This window comes from Shuttleworthella sp. MSX8B, assembly GCF_000524295.1.
Classification (GTDB): domain Bacteria; phylum Bacillota; class Clostridia; order Lachnospirales; family Lachnospiraceae; genus Shuttleworthia; species Shuttleworthia satelles.
Map to the genome: position 1 here is coordinate 65,554 of NZ_JAQT01000011.1, position 16,128 is coordinate 81,681.

15 protein-coding genes and 1 pseudogene are annotated in these 16,128 nt (G+C 56.2%); all 16 read left to right on the forward strand.

Annotated elements, in window-relative coordinates:
- Nucleotides 1-9: 9 nt before the first annotated feature.
- The 16 genes and pseudogenes from HMPREF1508_RS02675 (at nucleotide 10) to HMPREF1508_RS02750 (ending at nucleotide 16,102) form a co-directional block, all read left to right on the forward strand.
- Nucleotides 10-2,031 (forward strand): V-type ATP synthase subunit I, encoded by a 2,022-nt coding sequence (locus HMPREF1508_RS02675; RefSeq protein ID WP_044959193.1) that lies wholly within the window; start codon nucleotides 10-12, stop codon nucleotides 2,029-2,031.
- 1 nt (nucleotide 2,032) lies between these two features.
- The gene (locus HMPREF1508_RS02680) at nucleotides 2,033-2,500 is read left to right on the forward strand and encodes a V-type ATP synthase subunit K (protein ID WP_044959196.1); all 468 of its coding nucleotides are present in this window, start codon (nucleotides 2,033-2,035) and stop codon (nucleotides 2,498-2,500) included.
- 157 nt (nucleotides 2,501-2,657) lie between these two features.
- Nucleotides 2,658-3,251: a V-type ATP synthase subunit E gene (locus tag HMPREF1508_RS02685; protein WP_044959198.1), complete on the forward strand. Its 594-nt coding sequence runs from the start codon at nucleotides 2,658-2,660 to the stop codon at nucleotides 3,249-3,251.
- 6 nt (nucleotides 3,252-3,257) lie between these two features.
- Nucleotides 3,258-4,226, forward strand: a complete 969-nt coding sequence (locus tag HMPREF1508_RS02690; RefSeq protein ID WP_044959200.1) for a V0D/AC39 family V-type ATPase subunit — start codon at nucleotides 3,258-3,260, stop codon at nucleotides 4,224-4,226.
- A complete protein-coding gene (locus tag HMPREF1508_RS02695) occupies nucleotides 4,219-4,539 on the forward strand; it encodes a V-type ATP synthase subunit F (protein WP_044959202.1) in 321 nt (106 codons plus the stop codon). Before HMPREF1508_RS02690 ends, HMPREF1508_RS02695 begins: the two co-directional genes overlap by 8 nt.
- Before the next feature lie 21 nt (nucleotides 4,540-4,560).
- Nucleotides 4,561-6,330, forward strand: coding sequence for a V-type ATP synthase subunit A (locus HMPREF1508_RS02700; protein WP_044959204.1), 1,770 nt, complete (start codon nucleotides 4,561-4,563; stop codon nucleotides 6,328-6,330).
- A 3-nt stretch (nucleotides 6,331-6,333) separates the two neighbouring features.
- Entirely contained in the window at nucleotides 6,334-7,704 is a 1,371-nt protein-coding gene (locus HMPREF1508_RS02705; RefSeq protein ID WP_006906833.1) for a V-type ATP synthase subunit B, read from the forward strand.
- A gap of 82 nt (nucleotides 7,705-7,786) precedes the next feature.
- The gene (locus HMPREF1508_RS02710) at nucleotides 7,787-8,455 is read left to right on the forward strand and encodes a V-type ATP synthase subunit D (protein WP_044959206.1); all 669 of its coding nucleotides are present in this window, start codon (nucleotides 7,787-7,789) and stop codon (nucleotides 8,453-8,455) included.
- A gap of 360 nt (nucleotides 8,456-8,815) precedes the next feature.
- A pseudogene (locus HMPREF1508_RS02715) lies at nucleotides 8,816-9,178 on the forward strand (iron-containing alcohol dehydrogenase); the annotation flags it as partial.
- A 160-nt stretch (nucleotides 9,179-9,338) separates the two neighbouring features.
- Complete coding sequence (dnaX, locus tag HMPREF1508_RS02720; protein ID WP_044959211.1) at nucleotides 9,339-10,955, forward strand: DNA polymerase III subunit gamma/tau; 1,617 nt, start codon at nucleotides 9,339-9,341, stop codon at nucleotides 10,953-10,955.
- Between the two features lie 45 nt (nucleotides 10,956-11,000).
- Nucleotides 11,001-11,330: a YbaB/EbfC family nucleoid-associated protein gene (locus HMPREF1508_RS02725; RefSeq protein WP_044959213.1), complete on the forward strand. Its 330-nt coding sequence runs from the start codon at nucleotides 11,001-11,003 to the stop codon at nucleotides 11,328-11,330.
- Between the two features lie 12 nt (nucleotides 11,331-11,342).
- Nucleotides 11,343-11,942, forward strand: coding sequence for a recombination mediator RecR (gene recR / locus HMPREF1508_RS02730; RefSeq protein WP_006906827.1), 600 nt, complete (start codon nucleotides 11,343-11,345; stop codon nucleotides 11,940-11,942).
- A 405-nt stretch (nucleotides 11,943-12,347) separates the two neighbouring features.
- A complete protein-coding gene (locus tag HMPREF1508_RS02735) occupies nucleotides 12,348-13,034 on the forward strand; it encodes a prepilin peptidase (protein ID WP_044959214.1) in 687 nt (228 codons plus the stop codon).
- Nucleotides 13,035-13,093: 59 nt separating this feature from the next.
- Nucleotides 13,094-14,191 (forward strand): hypothetical protein, encoded by a 1,098-nt coding sequence (locus HMPREF1508_RS02740; RefSeq protein WP_044959215.1) that lies wholly within the window; start codon nucleotides 13,094-13,096, stop codon nucleotides 14,189-14,191.
- On the forward strand, nucleotides 14,169-15,413 hold the full coding sequence (locus HMPREF1508_RS02745) for a CpaF family protein (protein WP_044959216.1): 1,245 nt from the start codon (nucleotides 14,169-14,171) through the stop codon (nucleotides 15,411-15,413). The genes HMPREF1508_RS02740 and HMPREF1508_RS02745 overlap by 23 nt, the downstream gene beginning before the upstream one ends.
- The gene (locus HMPREF1508_RS02750; protein WP_044959217.1) at nucleotides 15,407-16,102 is read left to right on the forward strand and encodes a type II secretion system F family protein; all 696 of its coding nucleotides are present in this window, start codon (nucleotides 15,407-15,409) and stop codon (nucleotides 16,100-16,102) included. Before HMPREF1508_RS02745 ends, HMPREF1508_RS02750 begins: the two co-directional genes overlap by 7 nt.
- The last annotated feature ends 26 nt before the right edge of the window (nucleotides 16,103-16,128 follow it).

Genomic DNA, 16,128 nt, shown 5'->3' on the forward strand with positions numbered 1-16,128 from the left:
GGATGTTCCATGGCGATTGTGAAGATGCAAAAGATCAGCATCGCCGCCGCGAAGAAACACAGGAAAGCCATTCTCGAGCAGCTGCAGGACATGGGGCTGATGGAGCTCCATGAGGAACAGATTGAGGACGTCGATTTAGAGCGCATGGATACCCAGGCGGCCCGCAATAACTTTGAGCGGGCGGCGCAGACCCTGGATATGGCGCTGAAGCTTCTCAAGGAGTACGCGCCGGAGAAAAACGCCGGACTCTCCCTCTTTTCCGAGAAAAAGCTGATCCCGCGCAGTGATTTTCAGGCGCATGACTCGCGGGCATCGGGCTTGTTGACCAAAGCCCAGAAGCTGGTGGACCTGGAGAAGGAGATTCATGAGCTTGGGGCGGCTAATCTCAAGGATCGGGCGACGATCAGCGGTCTGACCCCCTGGATGAGTCTGGATATTCCGATGTCGACCAGGGGAACCGCGAAGACGGAGGTCTTTATCGGAACCTTCCCCGAAGACCAGAGCGACGAGGCTCTGATCGCGGGGTTGACAGCGGATCTTCCGGCGGATGCTCCGCTCGATGTCAATATTCTTGCCAGAGAGAACCGGATGGTCTACGTCTGCCTGATCGCCGCCAAATCGATCAGCGAGACCCTGGCAGAAAACATGCGCCAGATGGGCTTTGCCCGTCCTGCGGTCAGCTGCAGGCGGATCCCCGGGGACAAGATCAAAAGCCTGGAGGAATCCATCGAGAGGCGGAAGAGAAAAATAGAAGAAAACAAAAAGGAGATGGCCTCCTACGGGTCGTTGCGCCGGGACTTTTACATCAGCGCGGATTACTATCGCAGCCGCGCGCTCAAGTATGAACTTCTGGGGAAGATCCCGCAGACCCGGCATATCTTCTTTTTGCAGGGCTGGGTGACAGACCAGTCGGCCGAGCCGCTTGCCAGGCTCTTAAGTGAGAAGTACGGGGCTTTTGTGCAGAGGGAAGAGCGGAATCAGGACGAGCTGGAGCCCACGGTTCTCGACAATCCCCGGATCGCCAGGCCCGTCGAACCCATTTTGGCTTCCTACGGACTGCCGACGCACGGCAGATTTGATCCGACGAAAATCATGACCTTTTTCTATGTGATTTTCTTCGGAATGATGTTGTCCGATGCCGGATACGGGATCCTGGTCTCTCTGGGGACAGGCCTCATCCTCCTCCGCCACAGGCGCCTGGAGGAAGGACTTAGGCGAATGCTGCAGCTCTTCTTCATGTGCGGCCTGTCAACGACCTTTTGGGGCTTTATGTACGGCGGATTCTTCGGAAACGCCATAGATACCGTGGCTTCGACCTTCTTCGGCTATCAGGGAGACGCCATATTAAAGCCTCTTTGGTTTGAGCCGCTGAAGGATCCCATGCGGCTTCTGATCTGGTGCATGCTCTTCGGCCTGATTCATCTCTATACCGGACTGGCCATCAAGGGATATGAGACCCTGAAGGCCCATGATGTGGTGGGCTTCATCTCGGACATCCTGTCCTGGTTCATGATGCTGACAGGTCTGGTGCTGATGCTTCTGCCGAGTGACCTCTACGGCTCCATTGCGGGGACGGCATATCAGTTCCCTGCCTGGCTGGTCGCATTCTCTAAAATTCTTGCGGGGGGAGGCGCCCTGATCATCCTTGTCATGAGCGGAAGAAGCAAGAAGAACTGGGCGCTTCGGATAGCCCTGGGGGCCTATGACATCTATGGGGTGACCGGCTGGCTGTCGGATTTGCTCTCCTACTCGAGACTTTTGGCTCTGGGGCTCGCGACCGGCGTCATCGCCAATGTCATTAACCTGATGGCCAGTATGGTGGGGGGAGGTCCTCTCGGACCGATTCTCTTTGCCGTCGTCTTTATCCTCGGCCACAGCCTCAACATCGGCATCAACCTGCTGGGCGCTTATGTTCACACCAACCGACTGCAATACGTCGAGTTTTTCAGTAAGTTTTACGACGGAGGCGGAAGAGCCTTCCAGCCATTTGGCAGACAGTATAAGTACATTCAAATCAAGGAGGACAAGTGAGATGAGTTTAGGAATGGTATTTGCATTAACCGGAGCGGTTCTGGCAACAATTCTGGCGGGCATGGGATCTGCCTGGGGCGTAGGTCTCGCCGGTCAGGCGGCCGCAGGCGTCGTCGCGGAGGATCCGGATCAGTTCGCCAAGGTTCTGCTCCTGCAGCTCCTTCCCGGTACCCAGGGTATCTATGGACTTCTGGTCACCTTTATCACGCTGACAAGGATCGGTGTCCTGGGGGGCAGCGCCATTACGGATACCTGGACGGGACTTCTGTACCTGGCGGCCTGCCTTCCCATCGCCATTGTGGGACTTGTCTCCGGCTACCATCAGGGCCGTACCTCTGTGGCCTCCATCGGCATAGTAGCAAAGAAGCCGGATCAGTTCGGTAAGGCTATGCTCTTCCCCGCCATGGTAGAGACCTACGCTATCCTGGCTCTTCTGGTCTCTATCCTCGCGGTTACGAATATTGGTTGAGCAGGTTTTTCATTCATGACAATGGATTCCCCGCAGAGAGCGCATTCGATTGCTCATGAGAGAGGGCCTCGCCAGGCGAATATTCCATCGCTTATGGCAATGAAATGCAGGAAGAGCGTATCTTCCGTTGCTTGACAGAGTAAAGACAGGAGTAGCTATGGCAGGAATTGATAATATTCAATCTGAAATCCTGCAGGAGGCGCAGGCTGCGGCCGATGCCCTGATCGAGGATGCCAGGGCGGACGCAAAGAAGCTGGCGGCAGAATCCGTAGAAGAGCTGGATGCGATCCGCAGGCTGGCGGAGGGAGATTGTGAGCGCATCAGAGCGGCGGGACAGGTTCGCCTGGCGTCGAGGCAGGAGATGCTCAGAAGACAGGAAATCCTTCGCCGAAAACAGGATGCGGTCTCAGGCCTGATTGCGGAAGCTTACGATCAGCTGGCCAATGAAGACCAGGAGTCCTACTGGCAGATGGTGCTCTCTCTTCTGGACGCCCATATCCGTCCGGAGAAGGGGAGGATCTGCTTCTCTCAGAGGGATCTGGAACGCATGCCAAAGGAGGTCAGGAGGTCGATTGAGAAGAGGGCAGGGGAAGCGGGAGCCGACCTGACGATTGCGGCTGACGCGTCGGTCGCCAACGGTTTTGTCCTTGATTTCGGAGGAATTGACGAGAACTGTACGCTGAAGGCGATTTTCGCGGAGCGGTATGAGCAGATGCAGGACGCGGTCTCCGCGATTCTGTGGCAGGAGTAAGTGTCTATGAGGGATGTGGAATATACCTTTGCGGTAGCCAGAATCCGCGTGCTGGAGAAGCATTTGCTCAGTGACGATGACATCAGCGCCATGATCAGTCTGAAAGATGTGCCTGCGGTCGTGGCCTACCTTCTGGACAGGGGCTGGGGCGACGGGAACCAGCAGGATCCCGACCGTCTTCTGGCGGCGGAAGCGTCGAAGACCCTGGACCTGATGCGGGAGCTCAAGGTGGATCCGGAGATCTTTCGGATCCTGACCTATCCCCGTTACTTTCACAACTTAAAGGCCGCGATTAAGGAACTCTGCACAGAGGTCCGTGTGGCAGGGGCCTACTACGAATTAGAGGATTTTGGCAGAGAGAGACTCCTTGAGCTGCTTCGGGAGAAGGACTACCGGGCGCTCCCGGAGGATATGCAGGATGTCGCCGCGGAGGCCTTTGAGACCATGGCGTCTACCCAGGACGGACAGATCTGTGATCTGATGGTTGACCGGGCCTGCCTGGATGCCATGATGGAGATCGGCCGAAAGAACGGCAGCAGCCTGATCCGGGCATACGAGGAGATGACCGTCGCTGTGACGGACATCCGCATTGCCTACCGGGCGGCCAGGACGGGAAAGAGCCTTCGCTTCCTCAGGGAGGGGCTGGCAGAATGCGACAGTATTTCGGTCTCTGCTCTGGCCGACGCGGCCAGCCGGGGGAGTGAGGAACTTCTTACTTTCCTGAGGGGCGCGGGATACGGACAGGCCGCGGACGCGATTGAGGAGGGTCCGTCGGCGTTTGACCGCTGGTGCGACAATCGCCTGATCGAGATATTGAAGCCCCAGAAGACCAATACCATTTCGGTCGGCCCTCTTGTGGCCTATTATCTGGCTAAGGAGAATGAGATCAAGAGCGTTCGCATTCTGCTGACGGCCAAGGCCAATGGTTTCCCGGAGGAGGCAATTCGCGGAAGGGTGCGTGAGATGTATGGATAAGATAGCGGTCATGGGAGATTACGACAGCATTTACGGCTTCGGGGCCCTGGGAATGGAGCTCTTTCCCACGGATGAGGACGAGGATCCTGCAGGCACCCTGCGCAGGCTTGCCCAGAGCGGGTATGGCATCATCTACATCACCGAGGCGGTCTGTCTGGAGCTTGCAGAGACAATCGAAGAATACAGAGAGAGAGTCAGCCCGGCGATCGTTCCGATTCCCGGGATCAGCGGGGATACAAAAGTCGGTGTCGACGCGGTGAAGAGGTCTGTGGAGCAGGCGGTCGGAAGCGACATTCTCTTCTCCCAGGATTAAGACAGGAAAGCGAGGCGTGCGATGAGCACTGGAGTGATCAAGAAGGTTGCGGGACCTCTGGTTATCGCGACCGGGATGCGCGATGCCAACATGTCTGACGTGGTTCGCGTCAGCGATGAGCATCTGATCGGAGAGATCATTGAGATGCATGGAGACGAGGCCTCCATTCAGGTATATGAGGAGACCCAGGGACTTGGCCCCGGCCAGCCTGTGGAGTCGACCGGGATGCCCATGTCGGTCGATCTGGGGCCGGGTCTGATCGGCTCTATCTACGATGGGATTCAGCGTCCCCTCAACAAGATCAGGGAGCTGTCCGGGTCTGATCTCCTCCACCGGGGGGTACAGGTACCTGCTCTGGACGAGGAGAAGGTCTGGGATTTTGTCCCGACGGTCTCTGTAGGAGACGAGGTGGAGGCCGGCGATATCATCGGCACGGTTGAGGAGACGGCGGTCGTCACGCAGAAGATCATGGTTCCCTACCGCCTTTCCGGGAGGATCAAGCGCATTGAGTCCGGACAGCACACCATCCGGGAGACGATCGCGGTCATTGAGACGGACGCGGGAGACGTGGATGTAACCATGGTTCAGAAATGGCCTGTCCGCCGTCAGCGCCCCTATGCCAGGAAGCTGGCTCCCAATATGCCTCTGGTGACGGGACAGCGGGTTATCGACGCCTTCTTCCCCATTGCCAAGGGCGGTGTGGCAGCGATCCCCGGCCCCTTCGGCTCCGGCAAGACCGTCACCCAGCACCAGCTGGCCAAGTGGGCCGAGGCGGATATTGTGGTCTATATCGGCTGTGGTGAGCGCGGAAATGAGATGACAGACGTTTTAAACGAGTTCCCCGAACTGGTTGACCCAAAGACCGGGGAGTCCCTGATGAAGAGGACCGTTCTGATCGCCAACACGTCTGATATGCCCGTTGCGGCGCGAGAGGCTTCGATCTACACGGGAATTACCATCGCGGAGTACTTCCGCGATATGGGTTACTCTGTCGCCCTGATGGCGGATTCCACCTCCCGCTGGGCAGAGGCCCTGCGCGAGATGTCCGGGCGCCTGGAGGAAATGCCGGGTGAGGAGGGCTATCCCGCTTATCTGGGATCCCGTCTGGCTCAGTTCTACGAGCGGGCCGGCCGGGTGATTTCTCTCGGCAGCGAGGGACGCGAGGGACAGCTGTCCGCCATCGGAGCCGTGTCTCCTCCGGGAGGAGATATTTCCGAGCCTGTCTCCCAGGCGACCCTGCGCATTGTCAAGGTCTTCTGGGGACTGGACGCAAACCTGGCCTATCAGAGACATTTCCCGGCCATCAACTGGCTGAATTCCTACTCCAACTACTTGGATGATATGGAGCCCTGGTTCAATGAGAACGTCAAGTCGGACTGGATGCAGGTCCGGCAGAATCTGATGTCCCTTTTGACAGAGGAGGCCTCGCTCAATGAGATCGTAAAGATGGTCGGGATGGATGCCCTCTCGCCCCAGGACCGCCTGAAGATGGAGGCGGCCAGAAGTATCCGCGAGGACTTCCTGCACCAGAATTCCTTCGATGAGATCGACACCTATACCTCTCTGCCCAAGCAGTACGACATGATGAAGCTGGTATACGCCTTCTACGAGGAGGGGAGCAAGGCCTTGAAGGCCGGAGCCAATATTGAAGATATTGTCAGCATGCAGGTCCGCGAGCGGATCGGCCGCTTCAAGTATACGAAGGAGAGCGATATCGCGGAGGAGTACAGCTCGGTTCAGGAGGCTCTGGCCACCGAGATCGCCACGCTGACCCAGGACAAGGAGGACTAAATTATGGCGAAGGAATATCGCACGATAGAGGAAGTCGCCGGACCTCTGATGCTGGTACAGGGGGTATCAGGCGTCAGCTATAATGAAATGGGCGAGATTGAGCTGGCGGACGGAAGCATCCGCCGCTGCAAGGTTTTGGAGATCGACGGGTCAAATGCCCTGGTACAGCTCTTTGAGACCGCAACCGGAATCAACCTGTCCAATTCCAAGGTTCGCTTTCTGGGCAAGTCTCTGGAGCTTGGCGTGTCCGAGGATATGCTGGGCCGCGTCTTCGACGGTATGGGGCGGACCATCGACGACGGGCCGCAGATCCTTCCGGAGAAGAGGATGGACATCAACGGTCTGCCCATGAATCCGGCGGCCCGTCAGTACCCATCGGAGTTCATTCAGACCGGGGTCTCATCCATCGACGGCCTAAACACCCTGGTTCGCGGACAGAAGCTGCCCATCTTCTCGGCTTCCGGTCTTCCCCATGCGCAGCTGGCGGCTCAGATTGCCCGTCAGGCCAGGGTCCGCGGGACCGACGAGCCCTTTGCTGTTGTCTTCGCCGCGATGGGAATCACCTTCGAGGAGGCTAACTTCTTCCAGGAGTCCTTCCGGCAGACCGGAGCCATTGACCGGACGGTTCTCTTTGTCAATCTGGCCAATGACCCGGCCGTCGAGCGTATTTCCACCCCCCGTATGGCCCTGACTGCCGCGGAATATCTGGCTTTTGAGAAGGACATGCATGTCCTTGTCATCATGACGGATATCACCAACTACGCGGACGCCCTGCGCGAGGTATCCGCGGCCCGCAAGGAGGTTCCCGGCCGCCGTGGTTACCCCGGTTACATGTACACGGACCTGGCGACCATGTATGAGAGAGCCGGCCGCCTGAGGGGACACAAGGGATCCATCACCATGATTCCCATCCTGTCCATGCCGGAGGATGACAAGACTCATCCCATTCCCGATCTGACCGGGTATATCACGGAGGGACAGATTATTTTGAGCCGTGATCTCTACCGCAGGGGAATTACCCCCCCTGTGGATGTCATGCCCTCCCTGTCCCGTCTGAAGGACAAGGGAATCGGAGCCGACAAGACCCGTGAGGACCACGCGGCGACGATGAACCAGCTCTTTGCCGCTTATGCCAGAGGCAAGGACGCCAAGGAACTGATGGTGATTCTGGGCGAGGCGGCCCTGACAGAGATGGACCTGCTCTATGCCAGGTTCGCGGATGAATTCGAGAGCAGGTACATTTCCCAGGGGTATCAGACCGACCGGTCCATTGAGGAGACCCTGGATCTGGGCTGGGATTTGCTGCGCCTGCTCCCAAGGTCAGAGCTCAAGCGAATCAGCGACGATATGTTGGATAAGTATTACGAGAAGTAGGGTCGCCGGGGATTCCACCGGCGGAGTGCGCATCTCATCAGACGGGGCCGCTCCTCGGAGTGGATTGAGGAAGGATAAACAGATGGCGGGAACGAATGTGAATCCCACGCGAATGGAGCTGACCCGGCAGAAGCAGAAGCTTGCGACTGCCATCAAGGGCCATCGCCTGCTCAAGGACAAGAGAGACGAGCTGATGCGGGAATTTTTGGACCAGGTACGTGAGAATATGGATCTGCGCCTGAAGGTGGAAGAGGGGATCAAAAAGGCCAATGCCGGCCTGGTCTTAGCCAGGGCGGGGATGTCGGAGGAGCTTCTCAAGGAGGCTCTGATGGCTCCCAAGCAGGAGATCTGCTTAAAGAGCTCCAGGCGAAACGTCATGTCTGTCGATATTCCCCAATATGAGATCGACATGCGCACCAGCGATCCCAATGACATCTACGCCTATGGCTTCGCCTTTACTTCCGGGGAACTGGATTCGGCGGTCAGAGAATTGGCGGATCTGACGGAGGATATGCTTCGCCTGGCGGAGCGGGAGAAGGCCTGTCAGCTGATGGCGGCCGAGATCGAGCGCACCAGACGGAGGGTCAATGCCTTAGAGCATGTTATTATTCCGGAGGCGCAGGAGAATATCAGGACCATTTCCATGAAGCTGGACGAGAATGAGAGGTCTACTCAGGTTCGCCTGATGAAGGTTAAGGACATGGTCTTAAAACAGGCCAGAGAGGCGAAGAAGAAGGAGAGAGCTTCCTGATGGGCCGATGAAAATCACGGCAGAGAGCATTTCAGTCCTTGGCTTCGTCAAGGGCTGGAATGATCGGCCTGAAAAATCAACAATAGAGCGTTGTATGCGGAAGTTCCCGGGTGTTTGCGAACAGAGCGCCCGGGGATCTTTTTATAACAATCAGAATGCCGGCGAACCGGATTCTCCGCGGCTGTCATATCATACCGGGAGAGCGTGCGGAAGAAGGCATACTTTTTATTATAATTCTTGCGTTAACGTTAGCTTTCAGTTGTAAAATCTTCTTGAGACCAGGCGTGATTTTTAAGACGCCTTCGCGCTGGCAGGTGAGTTCGCGAGGTGTCGCCACGGCACATAAGTCAGGAGGTTTTTATGTATCATTTTAAGTTTTATGCGCCGACTAAGGTTGTCTTTGGAAGGAATACCGAGGAGCAGCTTACCGATCTGGTTTGGGAGTTCGGCGGAAAGAAGCTGCTCATTCACTATGGAGGAGGCAGTGTCATCCGCTCCGGTCTCCTGCAGAAGGTGAAGGATCAGTTGGATTCGTCGGGGATTTCCTACGTGAGTCTGGGCGGTGCTGTGCCAAATCCGAGGTTGGGACTGGTCTATCAGGGAATTGAGCTCTGCAGAAGAGAGGGAGTTGACTTCATTCTGGCAGTTGGAGGCGGCAGCGCCATTGACTCCGCCAGAAAGCTGAGCGAGAAGGATATGCTGGCCATCTATCAGGCGAGCAGGTGAATTGAGGGGAAAGCAAGAGGAGAAGCGCTTGCAAAGAAGCCGAGGATTCATGATAAAGGAATATGTACGAAGCGTATGGTTTGTGCCATAGCCTCTCATCATCTATAATAAGTGTTCCAGGTTGTTTGCGGAAAATACAGGGAAAGGAGAAGCCGGCATGGCCTATCAGGCGCTCTATCGCAAATTCCGCCCCCAGACCTTCGAAGACGTCAAGGGACAGGATCACATTGTTACAACTCTGAAGAATCAGCTGAAGAACGACCGCATCGGCCACGCCTATCTCTTCACGGGAACCCGTGGAACAGGCAAGACGACCGTCGCCAAGATCCTGGCCAGGGCGGTCAACTGCCAGCATCCCGTTGACGGCAGTCCCTGCGGGGAATGCCGTATTTGTAAGGCCATTAATGCCGGAAGTTCGATGAATGTCATCGAGATCGACGCGGCTTCCAATAACGGTGTGAACAATATTCGGGAGATCATCGAGGAGGTGGCCTATCCGCCGACGGAGGGCCGCTATAAGGTCTACATCATCGATGAGGTTCACATGCTCTCTCCCGGGGCATATAATGCCCTCTTAAAGACCCTGGAGGAGCCGCCGGAGTATGTCATTTTTATCCTGGCAACTACGGAGGTCAACAAGATTCCCATCACGATCCTCTCTCGCTGCCAGCGCTATGATTTCCATCGGATCAGCGCGGAGACCATAGGGGGCCGGTTGCGTCAGCTCATGGATGAAGAGGGGCTGGCAGTTGAGGACAAGGCGGTGGATTATATCGCCAGGGCAGCGGACGGATCCATGCGGGATGCCCTCTCCCTTATGGATCAGTGCATCGCCTTCTACCTCGGGCAGAAGCTGACCTATGACGACACGCTCAAGGTCCTGGGAGCGGTGGATACGGAGGTCTTCAGCCGCCTCCTGCGGGCGATCATTGACAGAGACGTCACGGAGTCGATCCGCATGATCGGGGAGATTATCGCGGAGGGAAGAGAGCCGGTCCAGTTCGTCAATGATTTCACCTGGTATCTGCGCAATCTGCTCCTGTTAAAGAGCGGGGATCATATGGAAGACGCCCTGGACATCTCCAGTGACAACCTGGTCCTGCTGAAGGAGGAGGCGCAGATGGTTGAGGATGAGATCCTCATGCGCTATATTCGTATCTTGAGCGATCTCTCCAGCCAGATCCGCTATGCTAGTCAGAAGCGAATCCTGATCGAAATCGCTGTGATCAAGCTCTGTAAGCCCCAGATGGAGACCTCCTATGATTCCCTGATTGACCGGCTGACGACTCTGGAGGAGAAGCTGGAGGAAGGAATCCCCGCGCAAGCGTCTGAGGGGAAGAGATCGGATGCCGGCGGTCAGATGAGCGGCCAGACGCAGGAGGCCCCTGTCAGGGCAGCAAAAAAGAACCTGCCGGCGGCTGTCCCGGAGGAGGTCAGGCAGCTGGCAGGCAGCTGGAAGAAGCTGATAGCGGCCATGGAGGATCGCATGCTGGCTTCCATGCTGAGCAAGGCCCTGGTCTCCGTCTCCGAGGAGGGAGAGCTCCTTTTAGTCTATGATGTGGAGGCGCCTGATCAGAACCTGGCCAGAAAGAAGGTGACGCAGGCTAAGACCATGGAGGAATTGCGGCAAGTCCTGGCCGAGACCACCGGCAAGGAGGTCAGGGTCAAGGTGGTCGGCAATGAGGACCGCAGACCTAAGGAGCAGATGTATACCGACGCGATTGACTATTTTGCCAAAACGGCCGGGGTCGAACTCGTCGAAGAAGACTTTTAAAACAAGCGTTTCAAAGGATTTTAAGATCCTGGATTGGAGGACACAATGGCAAGAAGAGGCGGCGGTTTTCCCGGCGGCGGCAACATGAATAACCTGATGAAGCAGGCCCAGAAGATGCAAAAGCAGATGGAGCAGGCCCAGGCAGATCTGGAGGAGAGGGATTTCACCGCGACAGCCGGCGGCGGCGCGGTCAGTGTCGTTGTCAGCGGGAAGAGAGAGCTGAAGAGCATAGAAATTGACAGGGATGTAGTGGATCCCGAGGATGTGGAGATGCTGCAGGATCTGATACTGGCAGCTGTCAATGAGGGCTTAAAGCAGGTGGATTCCTTCTCGCAGCAGTCCATGTCCCGCTTTACCGGCGGCTTTGGAATCTGATCAGAGGCGTTCATGGAATACTACAGCAGAGAAATCAGCCAGCTGATCGGGGCGCTCTCCAGGCTGCCGGGCATCGGCTCTAAATCCGCCCAGAGACTGGCTTTCCACATTCTGCGCATGCCAAAAGAAGAGGTGGATCAGCTGGGGAAAAGCCTGATGGACGCCCGGGCCAATGTCCGCTTTTGCAAGGAGTGCTTTACATTGACCGATCAGGAGATCTGTCCCATCTGTGCCTCAGACAGGCGCAACCACAGGCAGATCATGGTGGTGGAGTCCACCCGCGATCTGGCGGCCTATGAGAAGACGGGGAAATACGAAGGCGTTTATCATGTGCTGCACGGGGCGATCTCACCCATGCAGGGGATCGGACCGGCGGATATCCGCATGAAGGAGCTCTTTGTCCGCCTGCAGAAAGAGGATGTGGAAGAGGTGATTATTGCGACGAATTCCTCTCTGGAGGGAGAGGCGACGGCCATGTATATCAGTAAGCTGATCAAGCCAACCGGAATCCGTGTGACCAGAATTGCCTCCGGAGTTCCGGTCGGTGGAGACCTGGAGTATATTGACGAGGTGACTCTGCTCCGGGCCCTGGATGGAAGGCGGGACTTATAGACCAGACAATTTCCGCACAATAACAAAAATATCCCGGTTATACACAGAAAAAGAGAGGATATCAAGGGGCTTTCCACAGACGATCCACAGATGTATCAACATTTGTCTATATTGACAGGACGATATCCCGGGATCTGTCAATTGTGGAGGAAATCTCGTCCGAAGCCCAGATAAAATAGAGCCAAGTAAGATCAATTCTATAGACATAAGAGAAAGTGACTATCCAAAGTAGACAGATGGACAGTCACTTTTTTGTCGTCTCTGCACAGAAAAACAATTCGTACAAATCAACAGAAAAGAATCTTTCGTCAAACGATATGGAAGACAAAAAGGGGGCCTGCTATATTTTTGGACACAAGAGAAAGGCAGCTGCGGGACCGATAAGAGGGAGGTGAGGAGAGATGAATGAAGTGGGATCAGACCGGGGCAAAAGCGGATGAGGAGGAAGATAAGAAGAAAAGACAGGGGGAGGTCGGCATGTGCCTGCGATTGATATTGGGATCTGCTCTGCTTGCCCTGGCTCTGGGAGAGGATTTGAGGAGCGGAAGGATTCCCAACCGGCTCTTGCTGATGGGCGGATTTCTCGGCCTTGTCAGCTATGCCTGGCAGGTCGCAGATCCCTGGTATATCGGCATTGAGCGCGGCGGTCGGAGAGGAATCGGCATGTTTGATCCGGTCTGGTCGGACATGGGCGGAGAATATCTTTTGTCGGTCGCCCGGGACATGCTTTTGCCTATGCTGGCGGCAGGACTGTTTCTCGCGATCTTCTTTCTCCTTGGAGCGCTGGGAGCGGGGGATGTGAAATTACTAGCTCTTCTGGCAGGACTCTTACCGGCTGACCTTTACCGGCCAATGCTGGGAATCGCGCTTGGACAGGGAGCCTTGCTCGGGCTTATGAGTCTTTTAAGGAGAATGCGAACAAGCGGCAGAGGAATCGAGACCCTGTGCCATCTCCTGTGGTCAGGTCATCCGCTTGCGGAGGGAAGAGACCTGCAGACGAGGGTACATTTTACGATCTGCATCTGCAATGGTTTTTTAGTCTGTCTGGGTTGGCGACTTGTGGCGGATCTCGCGCGCCTGATCAATGTCTAGAAGAGAAAATGACTGCCGGACAGGCCCCGGCAGGCGAAAGAAAATGAATTGGGGGGAGTATGAGTCAGATACAGATTTTGATTGCGGACAGCGACGGAGCCTATGTGGCGGCCCTTGTCAACTTTCTGATGGGCCGGCAGGAGGAGTACGGAATTCGGACATTCACAGAGCCTCTGGCCTTTGAGGAAGAGATCCGTCAGTTGGATTGGACAGATTTTGATCTGACCATTCTGGGAAAGGAATATCTTGCGATTGCGCAGGAGGCGGGATTGCTGGGAGAGATACGCCGCAAAACGGGATCTCTTCTGCAGCTGACCGAAGAAAAGGGGCAGGGGATGTTCGGAGTAGATGAGATGGAGAAGTATCAGCCCATGGACTTTCTTGTGAACTTGCTGGGAAGAGTCAAGTATCCGGGTTCCCTGCGGCTGCACGAAGCTTCTGACGGGGTCATGGGCGCTTATACCGGGGAGCTGCTTGCTGCCTCAGGCAAAGAGAAGGTCTGCGAGGGGAGGGACCGGAACTCTTTCTGGGCGGTATACTCTCCCATGCACCATGATTTGCTCCTGGCATTTACCCTGCTCATGTGTCGGTCCCTGGCGCAGGAGGGACCGGTTATCCTCATGGATCTGGAGGAGAATTCCAGGCTCGGGGAACTCCTTTCCTGCAAATGGAGGGGGACACTGACGGATTATCTGTATCTGCAAAGCACAGACGATGGAAAACTTGCAGATTTTCTGATATATGACGGGGCACTGGCAATCATGCCGCCGGTGGACAGCCCGACAGAGCTGGGAAGAATCAGTCCTGACCAGTGGCAGATGGTTCTGGGCGATTTGCAGGAGACAGGGGCTCGGATTGTATTGCTCTATGATTCTTTCCATCAGGGGGCCCAGCTCATGCTGGATCACTGCAGAAAGATGTTTCTCTTGAGCAAGCAGGAGCCCTATTATCGGCGGCTGACAGCGCGGACGGAGGGGGCTCTTCGCAGGCAGTTTCGGCATCTGGAGCTGGAGACGATGGATTTGCCGCTTTCTCTGGGAAGCCGGGGGGAATGGAACTTCAGCCTGGAGGAAATCGAAGCGGGAAACCTGGGCAATTATGTCGTGAGCCAGAAGTATCGCTGGGAGGAAGAGCATGCGTGCCGAAGTGTGGGATGAAGTTCGCGAGACACTGCATGACAAGGTTCTGGAGCATTTGCAGGAATCCTGTGCGGATCAGAGGAAGAGCGATCAGGAGATTTGCCGGGTCATACGGGAGATCCTGGTAGAGTATGCCAGGGATCATCCCATGGATTTGGAAGACCGGCTTCAGATGGAGCGGGAGCTCTTTAACTCCATGCGCAAGCTGGATATCTTACAGGATCTGTTGGAGGAAGACACCATTACAGAGATTATGATCAACGGGCATGAGAATATTTTCCTGGAGGAGCGCGGAAAGATTCGAAGGCTGAACAGGCATTTTTCCTCGGAGGAGAAGCTGGCGGACCTGGTTCAGCAGATGGTCGCATCGACGAACACATTGGTGAATGAGTCCAGGCCGATTGCGGATACCCGATGGAAGGACGGCTCCAGAATTCACATTGTCCTGCCTCCGGTCGCCGTGGATGGAATCATGGTGTCGATTCGCCGCTTTCCCAGGAAAGGGATTGGGATGGATCAGCTGCTGGAGCTGGGTTCGATTTCCGAGGAGATCAGGGATTTTCTGGCAGACCTTGTGAGGGCCGGTTACAACATCTTCATTTCCGGGGGGACGGGGAGCGGCAAGACCACTTTTCTGAATGCCCTGTCGGAGTTTATCCCCGGATCAGAGCGCGTGGTTACCATCGAGGATTCCGCAGAGCTGCGGCTGACCGGGATCGACAACCTGGTTCGACTGGAAGCCCGGGAGGCCGGCATGGACGGGAACCTTGAGGTGAGTATTAGGGAACTGGTCAGGACTGCTCTTCGGATGCGGCCGGATCGGATCATTGTCGGGGAGTGCAGGGGAAGCGAGGCCCTGGAGATGCTCCAGGCGGCCAATACCGGGCACGATGGAACGCTGGGGACGGGACACGCGAATTCGACTGCGGATATGGTCTCCCGGCTGGTGACGATGGTTTTGATGGGGAACGTCTCTCTGCCCGTGCCGGCAATTTTAAGTCAGATCGCGTCGGGGATCGACATCTTCATCCATCTGGGACGACTGCGGGATGGAAGCCGTAAGCTTCTGGAGATCAACGAGGTTTTGGGCATGGAAGAAGGGCAGGTAAAGCTCTCTTGTCTCTACCGCTATGAGGCGGATGCTGGAGAGGAGGTGAGAGGACAATGGAAACGCGTCAATGCTCTGCAGAGAAGGGGAAAACTGCAGCGGGCGGGAATGACAGAAGGAAGCGGGTGCTGATCAGCTGCGCCATGGCCCTGCTTTTGGCATGGCTCTTCTACAGCAGTCCCCTGGCCCTTCTTTTGGTCATCCCCATTTATCTGGGGCTTGGTCCCTACCTGAGGAAACGGCGGGAGCAGAGAGGGTACGGGATTTTCCTCAGAGAGTTTCAGGACTATCTCAAACTGCTGGTGGCTGCCCTTCGCAACGGTTATTCCGCGGAAAATGCCTTCCGCCTTGCCGAGAAGGAGCTGGGGAAAATCACTCCGGCGGACAGCCCCCTTTTGACAGCGGCCCAAAAGCTGTCCGCCCGTATCCGACTGCAGATGCCACTGGAGGAAGGACTTGTGGAGATGGCCCGGGAACTGGGCTATGAGGAGGCGGTGAATCTGGCAGACCTGATGGCCTTTGCCAGGCGGCTGGGCGGGGATTACAGCCGCTTTCTGGAGAGAAGCGCCCGCTCCATTGCGGCGAGGATTGAGCTGAAGGAAGAGATGGCAGCCAATCTCGCGGCAAAAGAGTATGAACAGAGAGTCATGTCGGTTATGCCGCTGGCGGTATTGCTCTATGTTCGCCTGACCGCGGGAGCCTATCTAGAGCCGCTTTACAGGCCTCCTCTGGGGACAATTATGATGAGTCTTTGCCTGGGACTTTACCTGGGAATGTTTCTTCTGGGGGAGAGGATCATTTACCGGGTGATGCAGGTCTAAAGAGAGGAGGATCTAAACGGGGCCTG

What these genes read in the sequence shown, in the direction of transcription:
- HMPREF1508_RS02675 (WP_044959193.1), top strand. Translation starts at nt 10, where the DNA reads ATGGCGATTGTGAAGATGCAAAAGATCAGCATCGCCGCCGCGAAGAAA.
- HMPREF1508_RS02680 (WP_044959196.1), top strand. Translation starts at nt 2,033, where the DNA reads ATGAGTTTAGGAATGGTATTTGCATTAACCGGAGCGGTTCTGGCAACA.
- HMPREF1508_RS02685 (WP_044959198.1), top strand. Translation starts at nt 2,658, where the DNA reads ATGGCAGGAATTGATAATATTCAATCTGAAATCCTGCAGGAGGCGCAG.
- HMPREF1508_RS02690 (WP_044959200.1), top strand. Translation starts at nt 3,258, where the DNA reads ATGAGGGATGTGGAATATACCTTTGCGGTAGCCAGAATCCGCGTGCTG.
- HMPREF1508_RS02695 (WP_044959202.1), top strand. Translation starts at nt 4,219, where the DNA reads ATGGATAAGATAGCGGTCATGGGAGATTACGACAGCATTTACGGCTTC.
- HMPREF1508_RS02700 (WP_044959204.1), top strand. Translation starts at nt 4,561, where the DNA reads ATGAGCACTGGAGTGATCAAGAAGGTTGCGGGACCTCTGGTTATCGCG.
- HMPREF1508_RS02705 (WP_006906833.1), top strand. Translation starts at nt 6,334, where the DNA reads ATGGCGAAGGAATATCGCACGATAGAGGAAGTCGCCGGACCTCTGATG.
- HMPREF1508_RS02710 (WP_044959206.1), top strand. Translation starts at nt 7,787, where the DNA reads ATGGCGGGAACGAATGTGAATCCCACGCGAATGGAGCTGACCCGGCAG.
- dnaX (WP_044959211.1), top strand. Translation starts at nt 9,339, where the DNA reads ATGGCCTATCAGGCGCTCTATCGCAAATTCCGCCCCCAGACCTTCGAA.
- HMPREF1508_RS02725 (WP_044959213.1), top strand. Translation starts at nt 11,001, where the DNA reads ATGGCAAGAAGAGGCGGCGGTTTTCCCGGCGGCGGCAACATGAATAAC.
- recR (WP_006906827.1), top strand. Translation starts at nt 11,343, where the DNA reads ATGGAATACTACAGCAGAGAAATCAGCCAGCTGATCGGGGCGCTCTCC.
- HMPREF1508_RS02735 (WP_044959214.1), top strand. Translation starts at nt 12,348, where the DNA reads ATGAAGTGGGATCAGACCGGGGCAAAAGCGGATGAGGAGGAAGATAAG.
- HMPREF1508_RS02740 (WP_044959215.1), top strand. Translation starts at nt 13,094, where the DNA reads ATGAGTCAGATACAGATTTTGATTGCGGACAGCGACGGAGCCTATGTG.
- HMPREF1508_RS02745 (WP_044959216.1), top strand. Translation starts at nt 14,169, where the DNA reads ATGCGTGCCGAAGTGTGGGATGAAGTTCGCGAGACACTGCATGACAAG.